Origin of the sequence: Rhodococcus sp. BP-349 (assembly GCF_019835845.1) — a bacterium.
Taxonomy (GTDB): domain Bacteria; phylum Actinomycetota; class Actinomycetes; order Mycobacteriales; family Mycobacteriaceae; genus Rhodococcoides.
This window is the reverse complement of record NZ_JABUDR010000002.1, coordinates 882,679-908,167: the sequence shown is the minus strand read 5'-3', so window position 1 is coordinate 908,167 and position 25,489 is coordinate 882,679. Positions and strand designations below refer to the sequence as shown.

The following is a 25,489-nucleotide window of genomic DNA, read 5'->3' as shown; positions in this document are numbered from 1 at the left end:
ATGACCGTTCGCACCACACTTCTCACCATCGCCACCGCGGCACTCACGGCGATGGGCACCGTCGCGGTCGCGACGCCGGCCGCTGCTGCACCCGACCTGACCGACGTGCTGTTCGTGGCCAACAACTGGGACGGGACCGCGGACTACCTCACCCCCGACGGCAACCTGACCAGACTGGGTCGGTTGAACGTCGTGCCGGACAAGGAACAGCGCCTCGCGGAGATCTACCGCAATCCGGTGCGTGCCGCGTTCTACTTCGGAATCCGGCAGCTGGTGGGCGAAGGGCACGACCAGTACGCCGACGACATGTACACCTCGAAGGACGGCAGGAAGCTGATCGTCTCGCGGCCCAGCTTCGCCGACGTCGTTTCCCTCGACATCGCAACCGGTGCGATCGATTGGCGGTTCGCCGTCGACGGCCAGCGGGCCGATCACATGGCGATCTCGGACGACGGTACCCAGGTCGCGGTGTCGGCCTCGACGGCCAACACGGTGCACATCCTGGATACGGCGAACGGCCGCGAGATCGGCAGATTCCCCACCGGCACTTCCCCGCACGAGAACGTGTACACGAAAGACGGCCGATACATCATCAACGCGAGCATCGGCCGCGTCGAGTCACCCCTCGACGCGCCCGCTCTCGGCGCGACCAAGTTCCCGCGCTGGATCGCCCTCTACGACAGGACCACCGGGGCCGTCACGCGCCAGATCGACATCGGGCGCAAGCTGGCCGAGGCCGGGCACCCCGACATGAGTTCGTCCGTCCGGCCGATGACGCTCTCACCGGACGAGCGTTTCCTCTACCTGCAGGTCTCCTTCTTTCACGGCATCGTGGAGTACGACTTGCAGCAGGACCGGGTCACGCGGGTGGCGGATCTCCCCATCACCGCTGCGGCGGCGGCGCTTCCGCGCGAGTCCTACCTGCTCGACTCGGCCCATCACGGCATCGCGATGAACACCGCCGGCACCAAGATGTGCGTCGCGGGAACGATGTCGGACTACGCCACCGTGGTCTCGCGGGACACCCTGACGGCGGGGCCGCTGGTGACGTCCGGTGAGAAGCCCTACTGGTCCACGCGCAGTGCCGACGGTCAGTACTGCTTCGTGTCGTGGGCCGGTAGCGACAAGGTTTCCGCGATCTCGTTCGACACCGGTCTGGAAGTGGGCAGCGCTGCGGTCGGCGACCATCCGCAGCGGATGCGCACCGGCGTCGTCAGTGCTGCGATCACCGGCTGACCACCACATTCCCGACACGACGAAGGCCGGTCACCACGCGGGCGACCGGCCTTCGTCGAGGCGATGCTAGGAGACGCCGAGCATCTCGTGATCCTTCAGCGACGACGTGATCACCCGGAGGTGGTCGTCGACCCCGCCGAGCGTGTGCTCGATGGCGGTGAGACGCGAGAAGTAATGTCCCACAGGGTATTCGTCCGTCACACCGATTCCGCCGTGCAGCTGGATCGACTCCTGGCCGATCTGCCGGGCGGAGCGTCCGATCTGCAACTTCGCCCGCGACGCGACCGTCGGATCGGGGGATCCGTCGGCCAGCGACATCGTGGCGTAGAGCGCCATGCTGCGTGCCAGTTCGAGCTGCACGTACATGTCGGCAGCACGGAACGTCAGTGCCTGGAACTTGGCGAGCGGCACGCCGAACTGCTTGCGCTGCTTCAGGTACTCCGTGGTGAGTCGCAGCGACTCCTCCATCGCACCGAGCGCCTCGGCAGCGAGAGCCGCCTGCGCACGGACGTTGGACGCGATGATGGCCGCACTGGCGTCGCCGCCGTCACCGAGCGGTTCGCCCGCGACGTCCGACAGCTCGAGCGACGCGCCGCGCAGTCCGTCGTGGGTGCGGTACGTCTTGCGGGTGAGTCCCTCGGCATCGGCCGCGACGAGGAACAGGCCCACTCCGCCACCGGACAAGGCGGCACTGACCACGAAGTGATCGGCGCAGTCACCGTGCAGCACAGGATTCTTCACACCCGACAGTGCCCACGAGCCACCGTCCTCGGTAGCCGACGTCGACACCTCGGCCGCCGGCCAACGGGTGCCCGGCTCGGAATGCGCGAACGCGAGAAGGGTCTGCCCCTCCGCGACTCCCGGCAGGATGCGCTGACGCTGATCGGTCGATCCGACCTCGGTGATCAGACCACCCGGGATCAGCACGCAGTCCAAAAGCGGCTCGGGTGCGAGGCGACGTCCGATCTCGGTCATCACCGCGAAGGTCTCGACCGGTCCGGCGTCCATACCACCGTCGTCCTCGGCGAAACTGAGGCCGAGCAGGCCCAGCTCGGCGAACTGCTTCCAGACCGACTCGGTCCAACCGCGCTCGCTCCCGACCGCGGCCTTGCGCTTCTCGTTGTCGTAACTGCGGGCGAGCACGTCGCGCACCGTGTCGCGCAACAGCTTCTGTTCTTCGTCCAGTTCGAATTGCATGTCGTGCGCTCCTAGAGACCGAGAATGCCGGACGCGATGATGGTGCGCTGCACCTCGTTCGAGCCGCCGTAGATGGATGTCTTGCGAAAGTTCAGGTACGTCGGGGTCGCTCGCTGAGCCCACACCGGCGTCGGCGAGTCCGTGCCGGCCGAGAAGGGCAGCGAATCGGGGCCCGCCACGTCCGTCAAGATCTCGGTGGCCAGCTGCTGCAGCTCGCTGCCGCGCAGCTTCAGCACGGACGACGCCGGGTTCTCCTTGCCGGACACGTAGCTCGACACGATGCGGAGCTGGGTCAGCTCCAGCGCCAGTACCTGGTTCTCCAGTTCGGCGAAACGAGCAGCGAAGACGGGATCGTCGAGCAGCGTGCCGGTGCCGACCGTGGTCTCGGCCGCGAGCGCCTTGGCCTGCGCCAGCTTGGTCTTGGTGAAGCCGAGGCGCGTGATGCCGGTGCGCTCGTTGCTCAGCAGGAACTTGGCGTAGGTCCAGCCCGCGTTCTCCTCACCGACCAGGTTCTCGACGGGGACGCGGACGTCCTCGAACCAGACCTCGTTGACCTCGTGGCCGCCGTCGATCAGCTTGATCGGGCGCACCGTGATGCCCGGGGTCTTCATGTCGACCAGGATGAACGAGATACCGGCCTGCTTCTTCGGAGCATCCGGGTTGGTGCGTGCGAGCACGAAGATCCAGTCGGCGTGCTGGCCGAGCGTGGTCCACGTCTTCTGACCGTTGATGACGTACTCGTCGCCGTCCCGCAGAGCGACTGTGCGCAGCGACGCGAGGTCCGATCCCGCCTCGGGCTCGGAGAAGCCCTGGCACCACCAGATGTCGAGGTTCTGCGTGGGCGGAAGGAACTTCTGCTTCTGCTCCTCGCTACCGAAGGTCGCGATGACGGGCCCGACCATGGAGATGTTGAATGCCAGGGGCTCGGGCACCGACGCGAGCTGCAACTCGTCCAGCCAGATGTGGTGCTGCATCGGGGTCCAGTCCTTGCCACCCCACTCGACAGGCCAGTGCGGGCTCGCCATGCCGTGCTTGTTCAGGATCTGCAGCGTCGTGATCATGTCCTCGCGCTCGAGTTCCTCGCCTGCCGCGTTCCGCTCGCGGATGTCGGCAGGGATCTCGGTACGGAAGAAAGTCCGCATCTCGTCGCGGAACGCAGCTTCCTCATCTGTGAGTGCCAGGTTCATCTGTGACCTTTCGACGTCATTCGCTGATCATTAGCACCGTACTCCCCGGTAACCAGGCTCGGACAGGGGCGCCGTCGACCGATATTCTGGGTCTCGACCATGACCGATCACCCCGACTCCCACGCGCGGGACAGCTCTGTCCGCGTGGCGCTCGTGCGCCACGGCGAGACCGACTGGAACGTCGAGGGACGCCTGCAGGGCTCCTCCGACATCCCGCTCAACGACATCGGGCGCAGCCAGGCCCGGACGGCGGCCGCCGCACTGGCCGACGACTCGTGGGACACCCTCGTCAGCTCGCCGCTCTCGCGGGCGTCGGAGACCGCCGACATCATCGGCCACGTCATCGGGCTCACCCGTGCGGCCGACCACGAGGATCTGATGGAACGTCGCTTCGGACGTGCCGAGGGCATGACCGGCTACGAGGCGTGGGCGTACTGGCCCGACGGGGACTACCCGGGCGCCGAGTCGCACGAGGCGCTCGCCGAGCGGGGCCGTCGTCGACTCGACCTGCTGGCCGACGAGAACGCCGGCAGGTCCGTCATCGCCGTGGCCCACGGCGGCATCATCCGGGCGGTACTGCGGTCCATCACCGGACACCCCGCGCCGCGCATCGCGAACGCCGGCGTGAGCATCGTCGTGCGCGACGACGACGGCTGGTCGGTCCGCACCGTCAACTCGATCCCGGTCCGCCGGAGCCGACGGCTGCGCTGACGCATCGGGCCGATCCGTCAGGGGAGAAACGTCTCCACGGGCGCGGGGCGCCCGTACAGATACCCCTGCGCGTACGTGCAGCCGAGTTCGGTGACGATGCGCTCCTGCTCCTGCGTCTCCACTCCCTCGGCGACGGTGCGCATGGTCAGCGCCGTGGCCATGGCCTCGATGGCCGTGACGATGGAGACCGACGCGTCGTCGACCGGAACCCGATCGATGAACGACTTGTCGATCTTGATGACCGTGATGGGCAGATCGCGCAGTCGGCCGAGCGAGGAGTAACCCATGCCGAAATCGTCGAGCACCAGCACGATGTCCTGCTCGGCGAGACGCGCGAGAACTCGATTGGCCACCACCGGATCTGCGATGAGTGCACTCTCGGTCACCTCGAGCCCGAGCACCGACCCGTCCAGGCCGTGCGACGCCAGCAGGTCGGCGACGACGTCCGGGAGCCGCTCGTCGCGCAGTTGCAGCACCGAGAGATTGACCGACATCGACATGCGCGGTGCGCCCGCCGCCCGCAGTCGCACCAGATCACCCAGAGCGGTGTCCAGTACCCAGGTCCCGATCTCGGAGATCATGTTGGTGGCCTCGGCGACCGGGATGAACTCGTCCGGCCCCACCCAGCGGCCGCGATGCTTCCACCGCACCAGGGCCTCGTAGACCAGCACGTCGTGGGTCCGCAGCGACACGATGGGTTGGTAGTGCACCGCCATCTCCCCGCGCGCGACCGCGCCGCGCAGCGCACTGCCCAGCTCGACCGACCGGGTCGCCGCGGTACGTAGCGACTCGTCGAAGAACGCGTACGCCGCCGGCCCGCGAGACTTGGCGTCGTACATCGCCGTGTCGGCCTCGCGGACCAGATCGTCCGCCTGCCCGGCCGGACCGCAGGAGGTGGCGATGCCGATGCTGACGCTCACGTACAGCGACGCCACACTCAGCTCGAACGGTTCCGCGAACGCGGCCAGGAGCAGTTCCGCGAGGTCCTCGGCGCGGGCCCGGTCACAGTGCGCCACCACCACGAACTCGTCGCCGGCGTATCGCACCACGCTCTCGTCGACGGAGACCACGCGACGGATGCGCTGCGCCGCGGCCTGGATGAGCTCGTCGCCCGCGCGGTGTCCGTAGGAGTCGTTGACGACCTTGAAGTTGTCGAGGTCCGCGAACAGCACGGTGGTGGCCGACGCAGACGAGGACGGTCTGCGCGCAGCGCGTTCCAGGATCGCCTCGAGCATCGACCGATCGGGCAGACCGGTGAGCGAATCGTGGGTCGCGTCGTGGCGGGCCTTGTCCTCGCTGCGCTGAACCCGGCTCAGCGCCCGCTCGCCGCGGACGAACATCCCCACCAGGATCACGGCCAGGAAGGTCGAACGGACCACCACGTCGGCGGTCCCGACAGCGTCGCCGACGAGCGGGAGCGCAGCGCAGGTGGCGACGAGCGCGACTGACACCGTCATCCGTTGCCGGGTGAGCGCGGCGGTCACACCGCCGGTCCGGCCCACCCGGGCCATCGACGGGTGCAGTGACGCGGCGGCCAGCAGAACGAAGGCGAGCAGGTACATCGCGTCGAGCACGACCGCCGGCGGAACGACCGAGCGGGCGGTCGCGATCGCGTAGCCGAGATCGCCCACGATGGTGACGAGCAGAGCCGCGACCAGCAGAACCAGGGACACGTTGAAGCGACTCTTGGACAGCAGCAGGAAGAACGCCATGGTGAACAGGCCGGCGTCGATCGCCGGGAACAGCCCGTTGAGCACCACGAACGGCACGTCCCGCGTGGTCGAGAGCACCGGCGCCACCAACAGCACCCAGGACACGAACGTCATGCCCAGGGTGACCAGGACCGCGTCGATGATGGTCGGGGTGGAGCGCGAGTTCCCCCCTCGCCGCGACCAGCCGACGATACCGAGCACGAGCAGCAGGTAGCCGAGCAACACCAGCACCTCCGGCAGCAGCCGGATCGCCGAGGGCAGATCGTCACGCACGCTCCGCGCGGACAGACCCACCAGGAAGGATGTCGCCGCCCCGAGCATGCACCGCCACGCGTAGGTGTCGGTGGGGCTGTTGCGCCGGAGACCGACCAACACGACGACCATGCAGCCGACGGCACCCACCGCGAAGACGCCGGTCCGTATCGACGCGGGAACGACGAGGTAGACGGCCAGCACCACGGCGGCCACGGTGAACGACACCGCGAGGTACCGGCCCGGCGACCGGAGGGGTCCGCCGAGGCGCGGCCGGCCGACGGCAGCGGCAGTCGATCGCGGCGGCACGGGCGTCGACACCATCGACTCGTCCTCCTCGACCACCGCGCGTCAGCGTGTCCCCCGAACCACGACCTGTCCGACCACAACCTATCCGCCCACAACCTAGCTGAGCAGTGGAAAGACGAGCAGCGCCGAGGGAGCGACGGTGCGGGGGCGGACGGCACCGAGACGGCCGGGAGTGCCCGGAATCGGATGCCTCCGCCGGTGCACCACGATCCGGGCGACGGCGGTCCGCGAGAGTGCCAGGTGAGGGGCGGTTTCCAGTGCCGAACCACGACTGTCGCGCCGGCACGGCGGCCGTAACGACTCGATAACGAAGAGACCGATCACCCCTCTCGATGCTGAGGATCGGCCACCACTTCGGTAGGTCTGGGTGAGTGAGTACTCCCGAATCAGGTTCTGTCGACCACCCGACACCGGCGCTGAAAGACGCTCCACCCGGAGTTCTCAGGCGCGCGATCGGCGCCTCCGCGATGGGCAACGCGACCGAGTGGTTCGACTACGGCGTGTACGCCTACACGGCCACGTACATCTCCCGCGCGTTCTTCCCGGACGACCTCGAATCCGCCACGCTGCTCACGCTGGGCATCTTCGCGGTGTCTTTCCTCGTGCGACCGCTCGGAGGCCTCGTCTGGGGTCCGCTGGGCGACCGTCTGGGCCGCAAGCACGTCCTCGCGCTGACCATCATCCTGATGGGCACCGCGACCTTCCTGATCGGTGTCATTCCGAGCTACGCCTCCATCGGCTTCTGGGCACCGGTCCTGCTCGTGATCCTGAGAATGATCCAGGGCTTCTCCACCGGCGGTGAGTACGGCGGCGCCGCCACCTTCATGGCCGAGTACTCCCCCGACCGCAAGCGCGGTTTCTACGGAAGCTTCCTCGAGTTCGGCACGCTCGGCGGCTTCTCCCTCGGTGCCCTCGTGGTCCTGGCCGTCGACCTGCTCTCCACCGACGCATTCATGGACACGTGGGGCTGGCGCCTGCCGTTCTTCGTCGCCGGACCGCTCGCACTCATCGGCCTCTACATGCGATCCAAGCTCGAGGACACCCCGGTGTTCCGTGAACTCGAGACCGAGGACGCCGTCGAGCACAAGACGTCCACCCAGTTCCGCGAACTGATCGCCACCTACTGGCGACCGATCCTCACGCTGATGGGCCTCGTCGTCGCGCTCAACGTCTGCAACTACACGCTGCTGAGCTACATGCCGACCTACCTCGAGAGCCGGATCGGCCTGTCCAGCACGTCGTCGCTGTTCCTCGTCGTCATCGGACAGTTCGCCATGATGCTGGTGATCCCGTTCGCCGGTGCTCTGTCCGACAGGGTGGGCCGCAAGCCGCTCTGGCTCGTCTCGATGGTCGGACTGCTGATCTTCGCCATCCCGATGTACATGCTCATGACGGTCAACTTCGGGTGGGCCATCGTCGCGTTCACCGTGCTGGGCCTGCTCTACGTCCTGCAGCTCTCCACCATCTCGGCGACGTTCCCCGCCATGTTCCCCACGCACGTGCGGTTCGCCGGCTTCGCCATCGCCTACAACGTGTCGACGTCGTTGTTCGGTGGCACCGCACCGGCGGCCAACGAGTGGCTGGTCGAACGGACCGGCAACGACCTCGTCCCGGCGTTCTACATGATGGGAGCCTGCGTGGTCGGCCTCATCGCGCTGCTCTTCGTCGCCGAGACCGCGGGCGCATCGATCCGCGGACGCGGAGTTCCCGGCGTCGACACCGAGGCGCATCCCTCGGCACTGCAGAAGAGCTGATCGACCGCCCACGTCCCCCCGGGCGAGGACGCGGGCGGGTCAGCTCGCCGACAGTTGCCGCCACGTCCGGACCAGGGTGCTGAATTCCGTCACCTGGACCAGCACGTGATCACGCGCAGCTTTCTCGGCGGCAGCGGCGTCGCCGCGGGCGATCGCATCGACGATGAGTCTGTGCTCCGCCATGGACCGCCGCATCCGATCCGGAACGCGAAGCTGCAGCCGTCGATACGGCTGCAGTACGCGCTTGAGCGCCTGCGCCTGCTGGCGGAGGTAGTCGTTGCCGCACGAGTCGTTCACGATGCCGTGGAACCTGGCGTTGGCGTAGTAGTACGCGTCGGCATCACCACTGATCGCATGGTGCTCGCACTCCGTGAGTGCCACTTCCAGATCGGCCAGCGCCTCGCGCTCGATCCGACCGGCGGCCAGCCGCGCCGCCATGCCTTCCAGTTCCGCCATGACCTCGAAGCGTTCCGCCACCTCCGAGATGCCCAACTCGGTCACGTAGGTGCCCTGTTTGGGTCGGATCTGCACCAGGCCCGAGCGTTCCAGCGCTTGCAGAGCCTCGCGGATCGGTGTGCGAGAGCACCCGAACTCCTCCTCCAGCCGGGCTGGATCGAGACGCTGGCCTGGTCGGTAGTGCCCGTCCACGACGGCGTTCTCGAGCGCATCGCGCACGCGCTGAGATTCCGGAACTCGAATCATGCGGACCTCCTCGGCTCAGATTATCCGACACCGGGGGTGGTGCACCTCACATGTATACGCTACGGTCGACGTTATATATATCACTGCCGAGCACATATATGACGGTCACCACCACCGCTCGACACGTCGCACATCTGCCCGGGAAGGACGCCACATGGAGTGTGAGGACACACTGATCGCGGCATGCGAGACCCTGATGGGCGACATCGGCGACGCATCGATACGCGCAGTCGCCATCGAGGCCCTCGATGCCTATCGCACTCTCGACGACGGCGGAAAGCGCCGCTTCTTCACCCACGTGACCACGACCTACGGCGTCGACGACGATCGGGTGCGCGACGCGTTCCATCGTTGGGAACGCGAGCGAGACAACGGATCTGCTGCGGGCGAGGAGCTGACGAGGCTGTTCGACGCGGTCGAGCCGGCCCGTCAACAACTGCTCCGGCGTCTCAACCATGCACCCGGCGCGACCCTCTCCCTCGTCGAGATGCGCTCGGACCTGCGTCGGCTGATGCGGGACGATCGGGATCTGAGACCACTCGACCACGATTTCCATCACCTTCTGACGTCCTGGTTCAATCGCGGATTCCTGCAGATGATCGAGGTCACCCGGGAGTCACCGGCCGAGCTGCGTCGACACCTCCTGCACTACGAGACGGTCCACCCGATGTCGACCGAGGCGGAGCTTCGTCGACGTCTCCTGCCCGAAGACCGCCGCATCTTCGCGTTCGTCCACCCCGCGACGAACGATGTGCCGCTGATCTTCGTGGAGATCGCACTCGTGCGCGGCGTTCCCCACCACATCGAACCGCTCCTCGAACCCGGCACGTCGTTGGATCCGGGCGACGCGGACACCGCTGCGCTGTACTCGATCAACAACGCACTCGACGGACTGGCGGGCGTCTCGTTCGGCAGCCTGCTCATCAAGCAGGTCATCGAGCAGGTGAGTGCGCAATTGCCTCACCTTCGTGACTTCGTCACGCTCTCACCGATTCCCGGGTTCCGAGCATGGCTCGCGGCACGTGCGGAGGACGACCCCGAATCATGGCGACTGGTCGACGCGCTGGACGCCGCGCATTCCCCGTCGGATCTCGCCGAGGACACGATCGACGCGCTGCGCGAGCCACTGCTCATCGCCCTCTCCCGGTACCTGACCGTCGAGACACGATCCGACGGCCGTCCGGTGGATCCGGTCGCACGTTTTCACCTGGGCAACGGAGCGACGGCCTGGCGCCTGAACTGGCCTGCCGACACCTCGCCCCGGGCGTGGAGCCAGTCGTACGGAGCGATGGTCAACTACCGCTACGAGCCCGACCAGCTCGAACAACGACACGAGGCCTTCGTGCGTCACCGCGACATCTCGGTCACCGGCCCACTGTCCGATCTGGCCACAACACTCACCGCATCATCCGACAGCAGAGGAACGACGCCGATGGAACACGACACCACCATGTACCGACTCTTCGCCGACCAGGCGTCACGCCGACCCGACGCGCCCTTGTTCGAGCTGCCCGGGTCCGCCACCGTCACCTACGGCGAGACCTCGGACATCGTGCACGCGATCGCCGCGCGCCTCGTCGCCGACGGTGTGACGCCGGGCGATCGGGTGGCCGCGCAGGTGCCCAAATCGCCGGAGGCCCTGGCGCTCTACCTCGCCACCCTGCAGATCGGCGGCGTGTTCCTCCCCCTCAACACCGCATACACCGATGCGGAGATGCGGTACTTCCTCGGGGACGCTCGGCCGCGTGTGCTGGTCTGTTCGCCCGACAGACTCGAGGGCTACTCCGAGCATCTGGACAGCCTCGTCATCGAGACTCTCGGCGCGAACTCCGACGGGACGTTGCTGAGCGGCGACGGTCGGCATCTGGACGTCCACGACGCCGCCACAGCCGATCCTGCAGCGATCCTCTACACCTCCGGCACGACCGGACGCTCCAAGGGAGCAGTGCTCACCCACGGCAACCTGGTCTCCAACTGCGAGGCGCTGATCGAGGCGTGGCAGTTCACCAGCAACGACCGCCTGATCCACGCGCTGCCGATCTTCCACGTGCACGGACTCTTCGTCGCCGCGAACATGACGATCGCCGCCGGCGCGTCGATGCACTTCCTGCCCACGTTCGACGCCGAGACGGTCGTCGATCTACTGCCGCGCGCCACCGTGTTGATGGGTGTGCCCACCTTCTACACGCGGCTGGCCGCCACCGAGCGTCTGACTCCCGAGCACTGCGCGACCATGCGATTGTTCGTCTCCGGGTCAGCGCCCCTGCTCGCCGCCGACCACGAGGCCTTCGCGGCGCGCACCGGCCATGCGATCCTCGAGCGCTACGGCATGACCGAGACGGGAATGAACACCACCAATCCGTACGAGGGCGGTCCGCGTAAGCCCGGCACCGTCGGAAAACCGTTGCCCGGAACCGAGATCCGCGTCGTCGGCCGCGAGAGCGGCGAGCCGGTGGCCGACGGCGAGGTGGGGATCGTCGAGGTGCGCGGGCCCAACGTCTTCTCCGGGTACTGGCAGATGCCGGAGAAGACGGCGTCCGAGTTCCGCGCGGACGGCTTCTTCGTCACCGGCGATCTGGGGACGATCGACGAGGACGGCTACCTCTGCATCGTCGGGCGGGACAAGGACCTGGTGATCTCGGGCGGGTACAACATCTACCCCAAGGAGATCGAAGAGGCGCTCGACGAGCACCCCTCGGTGCTCGAATCCGCCGTCATCGGCGTACCGCACCCCGACTTCGGCGAGACAGTGGTGGCGGTGGTCGTGACCCGACAGGGCCACGAGGTGGCAGAGCAGGAACTGCTCGACTTCGTCGCCGGCGATCTCGCACGGTTCAAGCAACCGCGCGCGGTACGGGTGGTGCCGGCACTTCCCCGCAACGTCATGGGCAAGGTGCAGAAGGCCCAACTTCGCGCGACGTACGCCGGCCTCTTCGACGGCGCGATCGCATGACATCCCTTCCCTGTCTCAGGAGTGAATGATGGTTCTCTACGGAGTGGCGGCACTGGCACTGTGCATGTTGTCGGGCAGCGTGATCGGCGAGCTTCTGGGTCTCGCACTCGGTGTCGACGCGAACGTCGGCGGCGTCGGATTCGCGATGATCATGTTGATCTTCGCCACCGACTGGTTGAGACGACGCGGCAAGTTCCCGAAGGCCACCGAACAGGGAGTGCTGTTCTGGAGCGCGATGTACATCCCGATCGTCATCGCGATGGCGTCGATTCAGAACGTCGCGACCGCCATCACCGGCGGCCCGATGGCACTCCTGGCCGGACTGGGTGCCCTGATCGCCGGCGCCGCACTCGTTCCCGTGCTGGCCCGCATCGGCGAACCCTCCGAACCTCTGCCGCCGCTCACCGACGACGAATTGCAGGAGGCGTGACATGGACACGGTGAGCTCGGTACTCGAGAACAACAACCTCCTGGTCGCCTTCGTGGTCGTCGGCGGACTGATGCTCCTGTCGGGATGGCTGTCGAAGCACGTGACTCGCGGCCGGTTGCAGGGCTCCGCCATCGCGATCCTCGTGGGACTCGCACTGGCCTACTGGGGCGGTGTGACCACCGGGGGTACCCATGGACTCGCCGATTTCGCCGTGCTGTCCGGCCTGGCGCTGATGGGTGGGTCGATGCTCCGCGATTTCGCGATCGTGTCGACGGCGTTCGGTGTCGACCTGAAGGAGATCAAGCGGTCCGGACTCACCGGAGTGCTGTCCATCCTGCTCGGCGTGGTGGTGTCCTTCGTCGTCGGCGCGGCCGTCGCCTGGGCTTTCGGTTACCGCGATGCGGAATCTCTGGCCACCATCGGCGCAGGCGCCGCCACCTACATCGTCGGTCCGGTGACCGGTACAGCCGTGGGTGCCAGCTCCGAGGTGATAGCACTGTCCGTGGCCGCGGGCCTCGTCAAGTCCGTGGTGGTCACGGTGGGAACTCCGATGATCGCCAAGTTCATCGGTCTGAACAATGCGAAATCGGCCATGGCGTACGGCGGGTTGATGGGCACCACCTCCGGAGTGGCCGGCGGTCTGGCGGCCACGGACAAGCGTCTGGTGCCGTACGGCGCCATGACCGCGACGTTCTACACCGGCATCGGCTGCCTGCTCGGACCGTCGCTGTTCTACGTGATCCTCCGGACGATCACCGGCGGCTGACGGGCCGTCGACCGGAGAACCCGCGGGTCAGTGCTTGCCGCGGGGCGGTCCGCCGTCGCGCTGCAGCTGGATGAGCACACCGCTGATCCTGGTGCGGCGCAACGCTTCCAATGTCTCGTCCGCGAGGTCTGCCGGGAGCTCGACGAGGCTGTGATCCGGCCGGATGCTGATGTGGCCGAAGTCGCTGCGCCGCAGCCCGCCCTCGTTCGCGATGGCACCGACGATGGCGCCCGGCGCCACCTTGTGCCGCTTGCCGACGCTGATCCGGTACACCGCCAGATCCTGATCGCCCTTGCGGGACTTGCGCAACGGCGGAGCGTCCCGATCGTCGAACTTCCGCTCGGGGCGCTCGCGCTTCTCCCGCGGCGGGGGTGGCGGCTCGGGCGACATGAGGAACGCGTCGCCGTCCCGTGACTGCGTCGCCAGCGCCGCGGCGATGTCCGCCAGGGGCACGTCGTGCTCGCGCTCGTAGTCCTCGATGAGTCGACGGAACAGCCCGAGCGACGTCGAGGACAGCGACTGGGTGATGGAGTCGGCGAACTTGGCGACGCGCTGCGCGTTGACGTCGTCGACGCTCGGCAACTGCATCTCGGTGATCGGTTGCCGTGTCGCCTTCTCGATGGCCTTGAGCAGATGCCGCTCGCGCGGGGCGACGAACAGCAGCGCCTCGCCCGCGCGTCCGGCGCGACCGGTCCGCCCGATGCGGTGCACGTACGACTCGGTGTCGTGCGGGATGTCGTAGTTGACGACGTGCGAGATGCGCTCGACATCGAGACCGCGGGCCGCGACGTCGGTGGCGACGAGCACGTCGAGCGCGCCGTTCTTGAGCTGACCGATGGTCCGCTCGCGCTGCGCCTGCACGATGTCGCCGTTGATGGCGGCGGCCGAGTAGCCCCGGGCCCGCAACTTCTCGGCGAGCTCCTCCGTGGCCTGCTTGGTGCGGACGAAGATGATCATGGCCTCGAAGTCCTCGACCTCGAAGATCCGCGTCAACGCGTCGAGCTTGCGCTGATGTGCCACCTGTACGTAGCGCTGCGTGATGTTGGGGGCGGTGGACGTCTTCGTCTTCACCGTGATCTCGACCGGATCGTGCAGGTACTGCTGGGAGATCTTGCGGATCGCCGACGGCATCGTCGCCGAGAACAGCGCCACCTGCTTGTACTCGGGGGTGTCCGCGAGGATGCGCTCGACGTCCTCCTGGAACCCCATCTTCAGCATCTCGTCGGCCTCGTCGAGCACGAGGTACTCGAGGTGCGACAGGTCGAGCGTGCCCTTCTCGAGATGGTCGATGACGCGACCGGGCGTGCCGACGACGATGTGCGCACCACGCCGCAGACCCGAGAGCTGGATGCCGTACGCCTGTCCGCCGTAGATGGGCAGGATGTGCAGACCCTCGATGTGGGTGGCGTACTTGCCGAACGCCTCGGCCACCTGGATGGCCAACTCGCGGGTGGGGGCGAGGACCAGCGCCTGCGGCACCCGGTTGGCGACATCGAGACGCGAGAGGATCGGCACGGCGAACGCGGCGGTCTTGCCGGTGCCGGTCTGCGCGAGGCCGACGACGTCCTGCCCGGCCATCAACGGCGGGATGGTGGCTGCCTGAATGGGCGACGGAGTCTCGTACCCGACGTCCGCGAGGGCCTTCAGCACACGCTCGTCGATACCCAGATCGACGAACGAGGGGGTGTCGGTGGACACCGTTTCCGACTCGGAAGTGCTCATGTGCACCAGAGTCTAGTCCAGCGACCACCTGCAGAACGACATCTGATCGAACAGGACAAAGCGGATACGGCACTACGATCACCGCAGCGCTGCCTCATGTGATCCAATACACAACAAACCTGCTGCTACTGGAAGGTACAGACACCGTGCACGAATACTCGGTACCCGCGTCCTACACGATCCCGGACGACATCTCGATGGCCGACACCGTGTTCCGCTACGCGAGCGAGACCCCGGAGTGGGTGGCGTTCCAACGGCGAGTCGGCGGCTCGTGGAAGGACGTCACGGCACGCACGTTCGCCGAGGAGGTCGCGGGCGTGGCCAAGGGACTCATGGCCTCCGGCATCGAGTTCGGTGACCGCGTGGCCATCATGGCCGGAACCCGCTACGAGTGGGTCGTGCTCGACTACGCGATCTGGACCGCCGGTGGCTGCACCGTGTCCATCTACGAGACGTCCGCGGCAGATCAGGCGCAGTGGATCCTCGAGGACTCCGCGACCAAGCTCTTCGTGGTCGAGACCTCCGAGCACCTCACCCGTATGAAGGACGTCACCGACAGCGCCGCCGATCTCCGCGAGACGCTGAGCTTCGACGGCGGTGCCATCGACGAGCTCTCCACCCGCGGCGCCTCCGTGTCGGACGACGATCTGCACGCCCGTCGTCGCCAGGTGTCCGCGTCGTCGGCCGCCACGCTCATCTACACCTCGGGGACCACCGGCCGCCCGAAGGGTGTCCAGCTCACGCACTCGAACTTCTACGCCGAGACGACGGCCACCCAGGTGGCGCTGCACGACCAGATGACGGAGGGAAAGCGCACCCTGCTGTTCCTCCCGATGGCGCACGTGTTCGCCCGCGCGGTGTCGTTCGGCGCCTTCGAGGCCAAGGTCACCGTGGCGCACACGTCCGACACCACGACGTTGGTCGAGCAGTTCGCCGAGTTCCAGCCGGACTTCATCCTCTCGGTCCCCCGTGTGTTCGAGAAGGTCTACAACTCGGCCAAGCAGAAGGCGCACGACGGCGGCAAGGGCAAGATCTTCGATCAGGCCGCGGACGTCGCGATCGAGTGGAGCATCGCGCAGGACAAGGGCGGCGCCGGCCTGGTGCTCAAGCTCAAGCACACCCTGTTCGACAAGCTGGTCTACTCGAAGCTGCGTGCTGCACTCGGCGGACGGTGCACCAGCGCACTGTCCGGTGGTGGCCCCCTCGGCGCTCGCCTCGGGCACTTCTTCCGCGGCATCGGAGTGCCGGTGCGTGAGGGGTACGGCCTGACCGAGACCAGCGCGGCTGTCACCGTCAACACCACCGACAAGCAGCGCATCGGCACGGTGGGTCGTCCGCTCGCCGGTCACGCCGTCAAGATCGCCGAGGACGGCGAGATCCTGGTCAAGGGACCGGTCGTCTTCTCCGGCTACTGGCACAACGACAAGGCCACCGAGGAGTCGATCCGCGACGGCTGGTTCCACACCGGCGACCTCGGATCACTCGACGACGAGGGCTTCCTCTCGATCACCGGGCGCAAGAAGGAGATCATCGTGACGGCAGGCGGCAAGAACGTCGCTCCCGCCGGCCTCGAGGACTCCATCCGCTCGCACCCGCTGGTCAGCCAGTGCCTCGTCGTGGGCGACGCCAAGCCGTTCATCGGGGCGCTCATCACGCTGGACCCCGAGGCTCTGCCCGGCTGGCTCGAGCGTCACGACCTCGACAAGAGCACGTCCGCGAGCGATCTGACGACCAACGCCGACCTGATCGCCGAGATCGACAAGGCCGTCGACACGGCGAACTCCAAGGTCTCCAAGGCCGAGCAGATCAAGAAGTACACGATCCTGCCCGGCGACTTCACGATCGAGTCGGGAGAACTGACTCCGACCATGAAGCTCAAGCGCAACGTCATTCTGGAGTCGCACGCCACCGAGGTGGCCGACATCTACGGCGGCTGACACTCGTCCGACCCGTAGGTCCGACCCCCCGGGGCGCGCTCGTGAGAACTCCTCACGGGCGCGCCTCGCTCGTTGTGGCTCGCCAACACGCCCGCCGAAGCAAGCCACCACTGCCATCGTGACGAATAGCAGTCATGACCACGACGACCACCGAACGCCAGACCTCGGGTGACTCCGCGCGCACGCGCGTCCATCCCTTCGCACGCATGCTCAGCGGAGTGGTCGCCGCCGGCGTCGTGCTCGGCGTGGGCGAGATCCTCTCGCTCCTCTTCAGCTCGGCGTCGTCACCGTTCTTCGCCGTCGGATCCACCACGGTGGACCGCACGCCCGCGTTCGCTCGCGAGTTCGCGATCGACACCTTCGGCACCAACGACAAGGTCGCCCTGTTCGTCGGCATGTCCATCGGCATCGCGATCATCGCCGCCATCGCCGGACTGCTCGAGCGCCCGTCCCGTCCCATCGGATCGGTGATCCTGCTGGTGCTCGGTGCCGTCGGCGTCTACGCGGTGCTGCAGCGGCCGACGTCCTCACTCGGCGATGTCATCCCCACCGTGGTCGGTGTCGTCCTGGGCATCGCGGTCCTGCAGGCCCTCACACGGGCGCTGGAGGTGCCGGCGGGCACGGTCGACGGGTTCATGCCGCGTCGTAAGTTCCTCGTCCTGTTCGGCGCTGCCGCCGCGGTGGCCGTCGCAGCCGGCACGGTCGGCCGATACCTCGGCGATCGTGTCGCCGGCGTCGCCGAGGACATCAAGAACTTCCGCCTCCCCACGGTCGCGGCCGGCGAGAAAGCCGCCGCCGTTCCGGCCGGTACCGACATCGGTGTCGAGGGTGCGACCACCTTCGTCACACCGAACAACACCTTCTACCGCATCGACACCGCTCTGCAGGTCCCGCAGCTGACCACCGCCGAGTGGCAGCTCAAGATCCACGGCAAGGTCGACCGCGAGATGACGCTGAGCTGGGACGACCTCATGGCTCGCACTCCCATCGAGCGCGTCGTGACGCTGACGTGCGTGTCCAACGAGGTCGGCGGACCGCTCGCCGGCAACGCGACCTGGATCGGGTTCCCCATCAAGGACATCCTCGACGAAGTGGGTGTGCAGGCCGACGCGGATATGCTGCTGTCCACGAGCATCGACGGCATGACCATCGGGTCGCCGGTCGAGGCCCTCATCGACGGGCGCGACGCGATGCTCGCGATCTCTATGAACGGCGAGCCGCTGCCCGTCGAGCACGGCTACCCGGTGCGACAGGTGGTGCCCGGCCTGTACGGATTCGTCTCCGCCACCAAGTGGGTCGTCGACTGGGAACTCACGCGCTTCGACGAGGCGACGGCCTACTGGACCGATCGCGGCTGGGGTGACAAGGCGCCGATCAAGACGGCCTCGCGCATCGACGTGCCGGCCGCTTTCGCCCCCGTCGCACCCGGCCCCGTCCGTGTCGCGGGTACCGCCTGGGCGCAGCAGCGTGGCATCGAGCGTGTCGAGGTCCGCGTCGACAACGGTCCGTGGCAGGAAGCGACGCTCGCCGAGCAGTACACGATCGACACCTGGCGCCAGTGGTTCTGGGACTGGGAGGCCACTGCGGGCAACCACAACATCCAGGTCCGCGCGACGGATCAGGACGGGAACACACAGGTCGAGGAGCGCACCCCGCCGATTCCCGGTGGTTCGACCGGGTGGCACACCCGCACGATCATCGTCAGCTGACGTCAGGCGAACGCGAGGACGTGGTCTGCGGCCGCGTCGGTCACGGTGCGGTGGACCTTCTCGTGCACCAGGTCGTGACCGGCGTCCGCGTACTCGCGCAGCGTGATCGTCGGGATGCCTCGCACGAGATCACGGACACCGTCGATCGGCACCATCCGGTCGTCCACACCGTGCAGTGCCAGGGTCGGCGACGCGGTCGCGAGCACCAGGTCTTCTCTGACGATCGCACGCGGCGGCATGGCCACCAGCACGACGGCGGGTGCGCTCGCCCCCGCCGCCAGCATCCGTACCGCTGTCGCGGACCCCAGCGAATGGCCCATCACCGCGGGGCTGTGGCCGGCCTCGGCCAGGATGTCGAGCAGGTGCCGCGCATTCTCCGCGAGGGCGTCGAGGTACGCAGCGTCGTCGGCCACCTCGCCCTCCGACAGTCCGTGACCGATGTGATCGAGGCCCCAGGTGGCAATGCCGTGCTGGGCCAGGGCGGCGCCGAACCGGTGGTACTGGCCGCTGTGCTGTCCCCGCCCGTGCAGGAAGACGAGGGTCGCGGCGGGATCCGCGGTCGGTGCCCATTGCCGATAGTGAGCACGGCCTCGGGGTCCCTCGAAGAACGGCATGTGGCCATTGTGGCTGATGTGACTCAATAGTCACCGGTTCGACACAGAACCGAACCCCACGATCCCTCTCGTCGTGCGAGCATCGGACCATGAGGTTCGTTTTCGTCGTCGTCATCGCCGTCATCGCGGCTCTTCTCGGGGCGCCCGCCGCCTCCGCTGCGGAGCCTGCCCGCGTGGTCGGGGTGCGGCAGCTCTCCCCGACACACTCGGTGGTCGACGTGTACTCCCCCGCCATGAACCGCGTCGTGCCGAACGACGTCCTCCGTCCTGCTCGCGGCGGGTCGCTCCCCACGCTCTACCTTCTCAACGGCGCCCTGGGCAACGAGGACGGAGTCGGCTGGATCAACAACTCCGGCGCCCCGGGATTCTTCGCCGACAAGAACGTCACCGTCGTGCTCCCCATCGGTGGGCGTCTGAGTTTCTACACGGATTGGCTCGCCGACGATCCCATCCTCGGCTCCAACAAATGGCAGACCTATCTGACGCAGGAACTGCCCGGCGTCATGGACCAGCACTTCGGCAGTACGCGCCGAAACGCGGTGGCAGGCGTGTCGATGAGCGGCGGTCCGGCGCTCGATCTCGCCGTGCAGGCGCCCGGCCTCTACCGCGCCGCAGCCTCCATCAGTGGGTGCCCCGCATCGTCGAACCCGCTCGCCCAGGCCGCCATCTCGATCATGATCGGCGGCGCTCTGAACAACCCCTTCAACATGTGGGGCCCTCCCGGTGCTCCCGCATGGGCGCAGCACGACCCGTCCCTCCACGCCGACCGCCTCCGCGGAACGGCTGTCTACGCAGGATCCGCGAGCGGTGTTCCCGGCCCCGTCGATCGCATCCCGCCCGGCAGCATTCCCCCGTTCGGTGGAGCAGCCGTCGAAGCCATGGTGAACACGTGCACCGGCATCTTCGCCGACGCGGTGCGGAGGGCGGGCGTGCCTGCGACCATCTCGATGCGCGGCGAGGGCTCGCACAGCTGGGCCCTGTTCGAGGACCAGCTGAAGGAAGCATGGGGCACGACGATCGCACCGGCCCTCGGGACCCGCTGACCTGTCGGCCGGTCTCGTTAGGGTGGCGGCATGTTCGTCACCGGAGACACCCTCGTCCACAGCGCAGGCGACCTCGCGCTGGCATCCCGGTGCGAGTACGCACTCCTGCGCACGCTCGACGCGAACCTCGGCCGCATCGAGACCGAGCAGGTCGACGACGCGATGTTCGCCCGGCTCGCGCGCCTCGGCAGTCGACACGAGGCCCGCGAGCTGCTGAGACTCGAGCGCGAGCATCCGGACGGCGTCGTGACCATCGAACGGCCGGCCGAGAGCATCCCGTCCGCGCTGGCCGCCGCCGCACAGGCCACCCTCGCCGCGGCGCAGCAGCGCGTCCCCGTCATCTACCAGGGCACGTTCTTCGACGGCGAGTTCCTCGGCTTCAGCGACTTCCTGATCCACGACCCGTCGACCGACACCTATGCGGTGCACGACACCAAGCTGTCGCGCACCGAGCGCGTCCCGTCGGTCCTGCAGATCGCGGCGTACGCCGACGCGCTCGAGGCTGTCGGAGTTCCCACGTCCGCCACGGGCCACCTCGTCCTCGGTGACGGCACCGACCATCTCGTGCACCTGCCGGACGTCCTCCCCGTCTACCGCCGCGCACGGAGCGAGATGGTGGCCCTGCTGTCCGGCCACTTGACGCAATTGCTCCCGGCATCCTGGGCCGACCCCGACATTCGCGCCTGCTTCCGGTGCGAGCACTGCACCCCCGAGGTCGAGGCGCAGCGCGACCTACTGCTGGTCGCCGGGATGCGCGTCTCCCAGCGGTCCACGTTGCACGCCGCGGGGATCACGACCGTCGACGAGTTGGCCACACACACCGGTCCCGTCGCGGACCTCTCGGAGCGATCCCTCGGCACCCTGCGCGCGCAGGCCCTCGCCCAGGTGCAGCAGGAGCAGTCGGGCTCACCGGTGGTCGACGTGCACACCCCGAGCGCTCTCGGTGCCCTGCCCGCTCCGGACGAGGGCGACATCTTCTTCGACTTCGAGGGCGACCCGCTGTACGCCGAACGCGGCTCCTCCGACTGGGGGCTCGAGTACCTCTTCGGCGTCATGGAGTCCGACGGCGCGTTCCGGCCGTTCTGGGCCCACGACCGGCACGAGGAGAGGGCCGCCTTCGTCGCCTTCGTCGAGTACGTGCGCGCACGCCGCGAGGCGTTCCCCGGCATGCACGTGTATCACTATGCGGCATACGAGAAGTCGGCTCTGCTGCGTCTGGCCTCGCGGTACGGGGTGTACGAGAACGAGGTCGACGACCTTCTCCGGCAGCAGATCCTCGTCGACCTGTATCCCGTCGTGCGGTCCGCCCTGCGCATCGGCGCACCGAGCTACAGCATCAAGAAGCTCGAACCGCTGTACATGACCGATCACCGCGGCGACGTCGCGGACGCCGTCGCCTCCATCACCGAGTACGCGCGGTGGTGCGATCTGCGCGATCGCGGTGACCTCGACGAGGCGGCCGGAGTCCTCGCCGAGATCGCCGACTACAACGAGTACGACTGCCGCTCCACGCGGGAACTGCGCGACTGGTTGCTCGGTCACGCCGAACGCGCGGGTGTGGTGCCCCGCGGTCCGCTCGACGCGGCCGAACCGGTCGACGAGGACAGGGACGCGGTGCGAGACGCCCTGTGGGAGTTCGCCGGTGAACCGGTCTCACGCACGGCCGACCAGCAGGCGATCGCCCTTCTCGCCGCCGCGGTCGGATATCACCAGCGCGAGGAGAAGCCGTACTGGTGGGCGCACTTCGACCGGCTGGCCTCGCCGGTGGACGAGTGGGCGGACACCCGCGACGTGTTCATGGTCGAGGAGGTGGAGTCCATGACCGAGTGGGCGACACGACCACGCGCGCACGTTGCCCGACGCACCACTGTCCTACGCGGTGAATTCGGTCCCGGTAGTGGAAGAGTCGGCACCGAGGTCAGGGTCCTGTACGCACCGCCGGCACCTGAGTGGGTTCCTCCGAGAGAACGTGCGAACCCGCAGTACCGGTGGACCATGCCGGGAAGGATCGTCGACGTGTCCGAGGACGGCGCCTACCTGACTGTCGAGGAGGCACTGACCAAGGAAGCCGAACCGCACGACGTCCTCCCGGTCGCGACCGTGCCGAAGGCCAGCTTCAGCACCACGACGCTGCGGGAGGCCATCGCCGCCACCGCGGCGGAGGCAGCAGATCACCTTCCCGAGGTCCACGCCTCGGCCGTGGTCGACCTCCTGCGTCGTGATCCTCCCCGGACCCGGTCCGGCGCACCGCTCGCGACGGTCGTCGACGAGGAGATCGCCGCGGCCATCACGGCGTCGCTCCTCGATCTCGACGATTCCTACATCGCGGTCCAAGGGCCGCCCGGAACGGGAAAGACCTACACCGGATCGCGAGTGATCGCCGCACTCGCACGCGATCACGGGTGGCGAATCGGCGTGGTGGGCCAATCGCACTCGGTGATCGAGAATCTGCTCGACAACGTCGTCGAGGCCGGGCTCGATCCCGCCGCAGTCGTCAAGGTGAAAGCAACGTCCGGCCCGCATCCGTGGGTCGACGTCAAGGCCTGGGGAGATCATTCCGCCGCGCACACCGGCGGATGCGTCGTCGGTGCGACGGCCTGGCCGTTCACCAACCGCAAGGAGTTCGCGGAGCAGGAGCTGGACCTGCTGGTCGTCGACGAGGCGGGCCAGTTCTCGCTGGCCAACACCATTGCGGTGGCGCGGGTGGCACGCAACCTCCTGTTGCTCGGCGATCCGCAGCAGCTGCCGCAGGTGAGCCAGGGCAGTCACCCCGAACCGGTGGACACCTCTGCTCTGGGCTGGCTCGCGGACGGCTCCGACACGCTCCCGGCCGACCTCGGGTACTTCCTGGCCACCACTCGCCGCATGCACCCCGAGCTGTGTTCCGTGGTGTCCGAGCTGTCCTACGACGGACGGCTCCGCTCGCACGACACAGTGCTGGGACGGCACCTGGACGGCGTCGATCCGGGAGTGCACACAGTTCTCGTCGACCACGAGGGCAACGCGACGTCCTCGCGAGAGGAAGCGGTCGAGATAGTCCGACTCGCACGGTCACTGGTCGGATCGGCCTGGACGTGTGATGGGGAGACACGGCCGCTCGGCGCCTCGGACCTGCTCGTGGTGGCGGCCTACAATGCCCAGGTCGCCACGGTGCGCGCAGCGCTCGACGATGCCGGACTGCACGAGGCCTCGTGCGGCACCGTCGACAAGTTCCAGGGCCGGGAGGCCGCCGTGGTGATCGTGTCCATGGCAGCGTCGGCCCCCGAGGACGTGCCGCGCGGCATGCAATTCCTGTTGTCGCGCAACCGTATCAACGTCGCGTTGTCGCGCGGACAGTGGGCCGCGTACGTCGTGCGTTCACCCGCTCTGACGCACTACCTACCCTCGACACCGGCGGAGTTGTCGTTGGTCGGCGCCTTCATGCGGGTGAGCCCGGACGAGTGACGCGGGTCAGCCGAACGCCCGACCCTCACCGCGGTAGGTGGGCAGTGTCGTGCGGGAGCCGTCCGCGGACACGAGGTGCGCCTCGGTGAAGCGCTCGCACACCTCGCCCGCCTTGGCGTGCCGGAACCACAGCCGATCCCCCACCGCCGCACCGGATCCGGTCACCGGTGTCTGGACCTCCCCGGCACCCTCGGTGCGGATCAACGCCCCGCGTCCGATCAGTGACGGCACGCGAGAGGCCCCCGTCGGTCCCGAGGCGATGTACCCACCCGAGAACGCCGTCGCGATGGTCCGCGTCGGCGTGCGGACGACGGGGAGCGCGAAGAACAGCGCCGGTCGTGCAGTGAACGCGTCGTAGCGATCGAACAGTGTCGGCGCGAACAAGCCGGATCCCGCCGTCACCTCGGTCACCGCCGGATCCGCGGCCGACACCTCGATCGACCCGGTGCCTCCGCTGTTCACGATCTCGAGTACGCCCACCTCGTCCTGCACGGCCTCGACCACGGCGCGCCGCCGGAAGGCCAACTCGGACGCCGACTTCCGCTTCATCCACCGGACCGTGCGTCCGGAGTCGGGCAGCCCCGCGATCTGTGCCTCGTAGAACATGACGCCGACGACGGACGCGCCGCGCCGGACCGCCTCCCGCGCCAGGGCGGCCACCTCGGCCGGACGACGCAGCGGCGACCGACGAACGCCGATGTGTGCGGGTCCGATGCGGAGCGACGCGTCGACGTCGAGACACACCCGCACCGGAGCCGCCCACGGACCGGCGGCGTCGATCACGTCGAGGTGTGCTTGCGCGTCGATCATGAGAGTGATGCGGCGGCACGCGTCGGCGTCCGCGGCCAGGGTGGCGAGCGCCTGTCGATCCACGGTCGGATAGCCGACGAGGATGTCCGGTACCTCGCTCAGCCACAACGCCTCTCGCAGCGAGTAGGCCATGACGCCCGCGAACCCCCGCACGGCCAGAGCACGCTCGAGGACACCGCGGATACGCACGGACTTCGACGCGAGACGGATGGGCGTACCGCCGGCTCGTCGCACCAGATCCGCGAGGTTGGCCTCGAGCGACTCCTCGTCGATCGCGAGCAGCGGCGGGTCGAAGTCTGCCGTGGCGGCACCGAGCCGATCGAGCACGGTCACGACGGCACCGCCTTCGCCGCGATGCGCGCGGCCAGGTCGTCGAGTTCCGCGATGACAGCGAGGGTGTCCTGGTCGACGAGCCACCGGAGCACCACGCCGTCGATGGTCGCCAGTGCGGAACGCGTCAGCGACGTCATCGGTTCGGTCCAGCGCATCCCCGTCGCCTCGGCCGCCGCCTCGAGGAAGCTCTCCGTCTCGGTGTCCATGACGCGGTACTGCAACGTGCCGATGCCGGGTCCGGCTCCCGCGGAGCGCACCGAGTAGGCGGTGATCTCGTAGGTGAGCAGCTGCCGATCGGCCGTGCTCTCGATGACCGACCAGAGTGCAGCCACGCCGCGGTGCAGGATCTCGCGCAGCGCACGAGGGCCGACACAGTCCCGCCGGCCGTCGGCCGCCGCAGCATGCAGGGCCGTGCCGACGGCGGCGCCCAATTCCTGCACCAGCGCCTCACCCATCGCCGTGACGAGGGCTTCCTTGTTCTCGAAGCAGTAGTGGACGACGCCGAGCGAGACCTCCGCATGTTCGGCCACGGCGCGCACGGTGACGGCGGCGATCCCGGCCTCCGCTGCCACGGTGAGCCCGGCCTCGATCAGCTGCGAACGCCGGAGATCGGCGGGGAGGCGCACGGTCATGGACGAATTCTAGGGGGTTGACCTGGACGGTTGTCC

18 protein-coding genes are annotated in these 25,489 nt (G+C 67.9%); 10 read left to right on the top strand and 8 right to left on the bottom strand.

The features are described 5' to 3' along the window. Nucleotides 1-1,236, top strand: coding sequence for a YncE family protein (locus tag HQ325_RS14590; RefSeq protein WP_261778162.1), 1,236 nt, complete (start codon nt 1-3; stop codon nt 1,234-1,236). Between the two features lie 66 nt (nt 1,237-1,302). Here the strand turns inward: HQ325_RS14590 and HQ325_RS14585 are convergent, their stop codons facing one another. Both HQ325_RS14585 and HQ325_RS14580 read right to left on the bottom strand, forming a co-directional pair. Next, nucleotides 1,303-2,433, bottom strand: coding sequence for an acyl-CoA dehydrogenase family protein (locus HQ325_RS14585; protein ID WP_222630520.1), 1,131 nt, complete (start codon nt 2,431-2,433; stop codon nt 1,303-1,305). 11 nt (nt 2,434-2,444) lie between these two features. Beyond that, on the bottom strand, nt 2,445-3,620 hold the full coding sequence (locus HQ325_RS14580; RefSeq protein ID WP_222630519.1) for an acyl-CoA dehydrogenase family protein: 1,176 nt from the start codon (nt 3,618-3,620) through the stop codon (nt 2,445-2,447). 99 nt (nt 3,621-3,719) lie between these two features. On the opposite strand from HQ325_RS14580, the gene HQ325_RS14575 reads away from it, so the two are divergent. Continuing rightward, nucleotides 3,720-4,331 carry a histidine phosphatase family protein gene (locus HQ325_RS14575; RefSeq protein ID WP_222630517.1) on the top strand — a complete coding sequence of 204 codons (612 nt, stop codon included), beginning with the start codon at nt 3,720-3,722 and terminating at the stop codon, nt 4,329-4,331. 17 nt (nt 4,332-4,348) lie between these two features. Here the strand turns inward: HQ325_RS14575 and HQ325_RS14570 are convergent, their stop codons facing one another. Next, entirely contained in the window at nt 4,349-6,619 is a 2,271-nt protein-coding gene (locus HQ325_RS14570; RefSeq protein WP_222630515.1) for a bifunctional diguanylate cyclase/phosphodiesterase, read from the bottom strand. A 452-nt stretch (nt 6,620-7,071) separates the two neighbouring features. Between HQ325_RS14570 and HQ325_RS14565 the strand changes: the two genes are divergently transcribed. Further along, nucleotides 7,072-8,358 (top strand): MFS transporter, encoded by a 1,287-nt coding sequence (locus HQ325_RS14565; protein ID WP_222631091.1) that lies wholly within the window; start codon nt 7,072-7,074, stop codon nt 8,356-8,358. Between the two features lie 39 nt (nt 8,359-8,397). Here the strand turns inward: HQ325_RS14565 and HQ325_RS14560 are convergent, their stop codons facing one another. After that, nucleotides 8,398-9,060 carry a GntR family transcriptional regulator gene (locus tag HQ325_RS14560; RefSeq protein WP_222630514.1) on the bottom strand — a complete coding sequence of 221 codons (663 nt, stop codon included), beginning with the start codon at nt 9,058-9,060 and terminating at the stop codon, nt 8,398-8,400. 154 nt (nt 9,061-9,214) lie between these two features. On the opposite strand from HQ325_RS14560, the gene HQ325_RS22495 reads away from it, so the two are divergent. Genes HQ325_RS22495 through madM form a run of 3 tightly spaced genes read left to right on the top strand, consistent with a single transcriptional unit; the run spans nt 9,215 to nt 13,209 of the window. Further along, nucleotides 9,215-12,013: an AMP-binding protein gene (locus tag HQ325_RS22495; protein WP_261778163.1), complete on the top strand. Its 2,799-nt coding sequence runs from the start codon at nt 9,215-9,217 to the stop codon at nt 12,011-12,013. A 25-nt stretch (nt 12,014-12,038) separates the two neighbouring features. Beyond that, on the top strand, nt 12,039-12,443 hold the full coding sequence (gene madL, locus HQ325_RS14545; protein ID WP_261778164.1) for a malonate transporter subunit MadL: 405 nt from the start codon (nt 12,039-12,041) through the stop codon (nt 12,441-12,443). A gap of 1 nt (nt 12,444) precedes the next feature. Then, nucleotides 12,445-13,209 (top strand): malonate transporter subunit MadM, encoded by a 765-nt coding sequence (gene madM / locus HQ325_RS14540; RefSeq protein ID WP_222630513.1) that lies wholly within the window; start codon nt 12,445-12,447, stop codon nt 13,207-13,209. A gap of 27 nt (nt 13,210-13,236) precedes the next feature. Here madM and HQ325_RS14535 read toward each other — a convergent pair whose 3' ends face one another. Then, a complete protein-coding gene (locus HQ325_RS14535; RefSeq protein WP_222630512.1) occupies nt 13,237-14,931 on the bottom strand; it encodes a DEAD/DEAH box helicase in 1,695 nt (564 codons plus the stop codon). 146 nt (nt 14,932-15,077) lie between these two features. On the opposite strand from HQ325_RS14535, the gene HQ325_RS14530 reads away from it, so the two are divergent. Next, nucleotides 15,078-16,868 (top strand): long-chain fatty acid--CoA ligase, encoded by a 1,791-nt coding sequence (locus HQ325_RS14530; RefSeq protein WP_222630511.1) that lies wholly within the window; start codon nt 15,078-15,080, stop codon nt 16,866-16,868. 134 nt (nt 16,869-17,002) lie between these two features. Continuing rightward, nucleotides 17,003-18,577, top strand: a complete 1,575-nt coding sequence (locus tag HQ325_RS14525) for a molybdopterin-dependent oxidoreductase (RefSeq protein WP_222630510.1) — start codon at nt 17,003-17,005, stop codon at nt 18,575-18,577. 2 nt (nt 18,578-18,579) lie between these two features. Here the strand turns inward: HQ325_RS14525 and HQ325_RS14520 are convergent, their stop codons facing one another. Continuing rightward, a complete protein-coding gene (locus HQ325_RS14520) occupies nt 18,580-19,191 on the bottom strand; it encodes an alpha/beta hydrolase (protein ID WP_222630509.1) in 612 nt (203 codons plus the stop codon). Nucleotides 19,192-19,280: 89 nt separating this feature from the next. On the opposite strand from HQ325_RS14520, the gene HQ325_RS14515 reads away from it, so the two are divergent. Both HQ325_RS14515 and HQ325_RS14510 read left to right on the top strand, forming a co-directional pair. Then, nucleotides 19,281-20,234, top strand: coding sequence for an alpha/beta hydrolase family protein (locus HQ325_RS14515; protein WP_222630507.1), 954 nt, complete (start codon nt 19,281-19,283; stop codon nt 20,232-20,234). 30 nt (nt 20,235-20,264) lie between these two features. Beyond that, the gene (locus HQ325_RS14510) at nt 20,265-23,678 is read left to right on the top strand and encodes a bifunctional RecB family nuclease/DEAD/DEAH box helicase (RefSeq protein WP_222630505.1); all 3,414 of its coding nucleotides are present in this window, start codon (nt 20,265-20,267) and stop codon (nt 23,676-23,678) included. Between the two features lie 6 nt (nt 23,679-23,684). Here HQ325_RS14510 and HQ325_RS14505 read toward each other — a convergent pair whose 3' ends face one another. Next, on the bottom strand, nt 23,685-24,821 hold the full coding sequence (locus tag HQ325_RS14505; RefSeq protein WP_222630503.1) for an amino acid deaminase/aldolase: 1,137 nt from the start codon (nt 24,819-24,821) through the stop codon (nt 23,685-23,687). Next, nucleotides 24,818-25,453 (bottom strand): TetR/AcrR family transcriptional regulator, encoded by a 636-nt coding sequence (locus tag HQ325_RS14500; RefSeq protein WP_222630501.1) that lies wholly within the window; start codon nt 25,451-25,453, stop codon nt 24,818-24,820. Before HQ325_RS14500 ends, HQ325_RS14505 begins: the two co-directional genes overlap by 4 nt. Nucleotides 25,454-25,489: the final 36 nt, after the last annotated feature.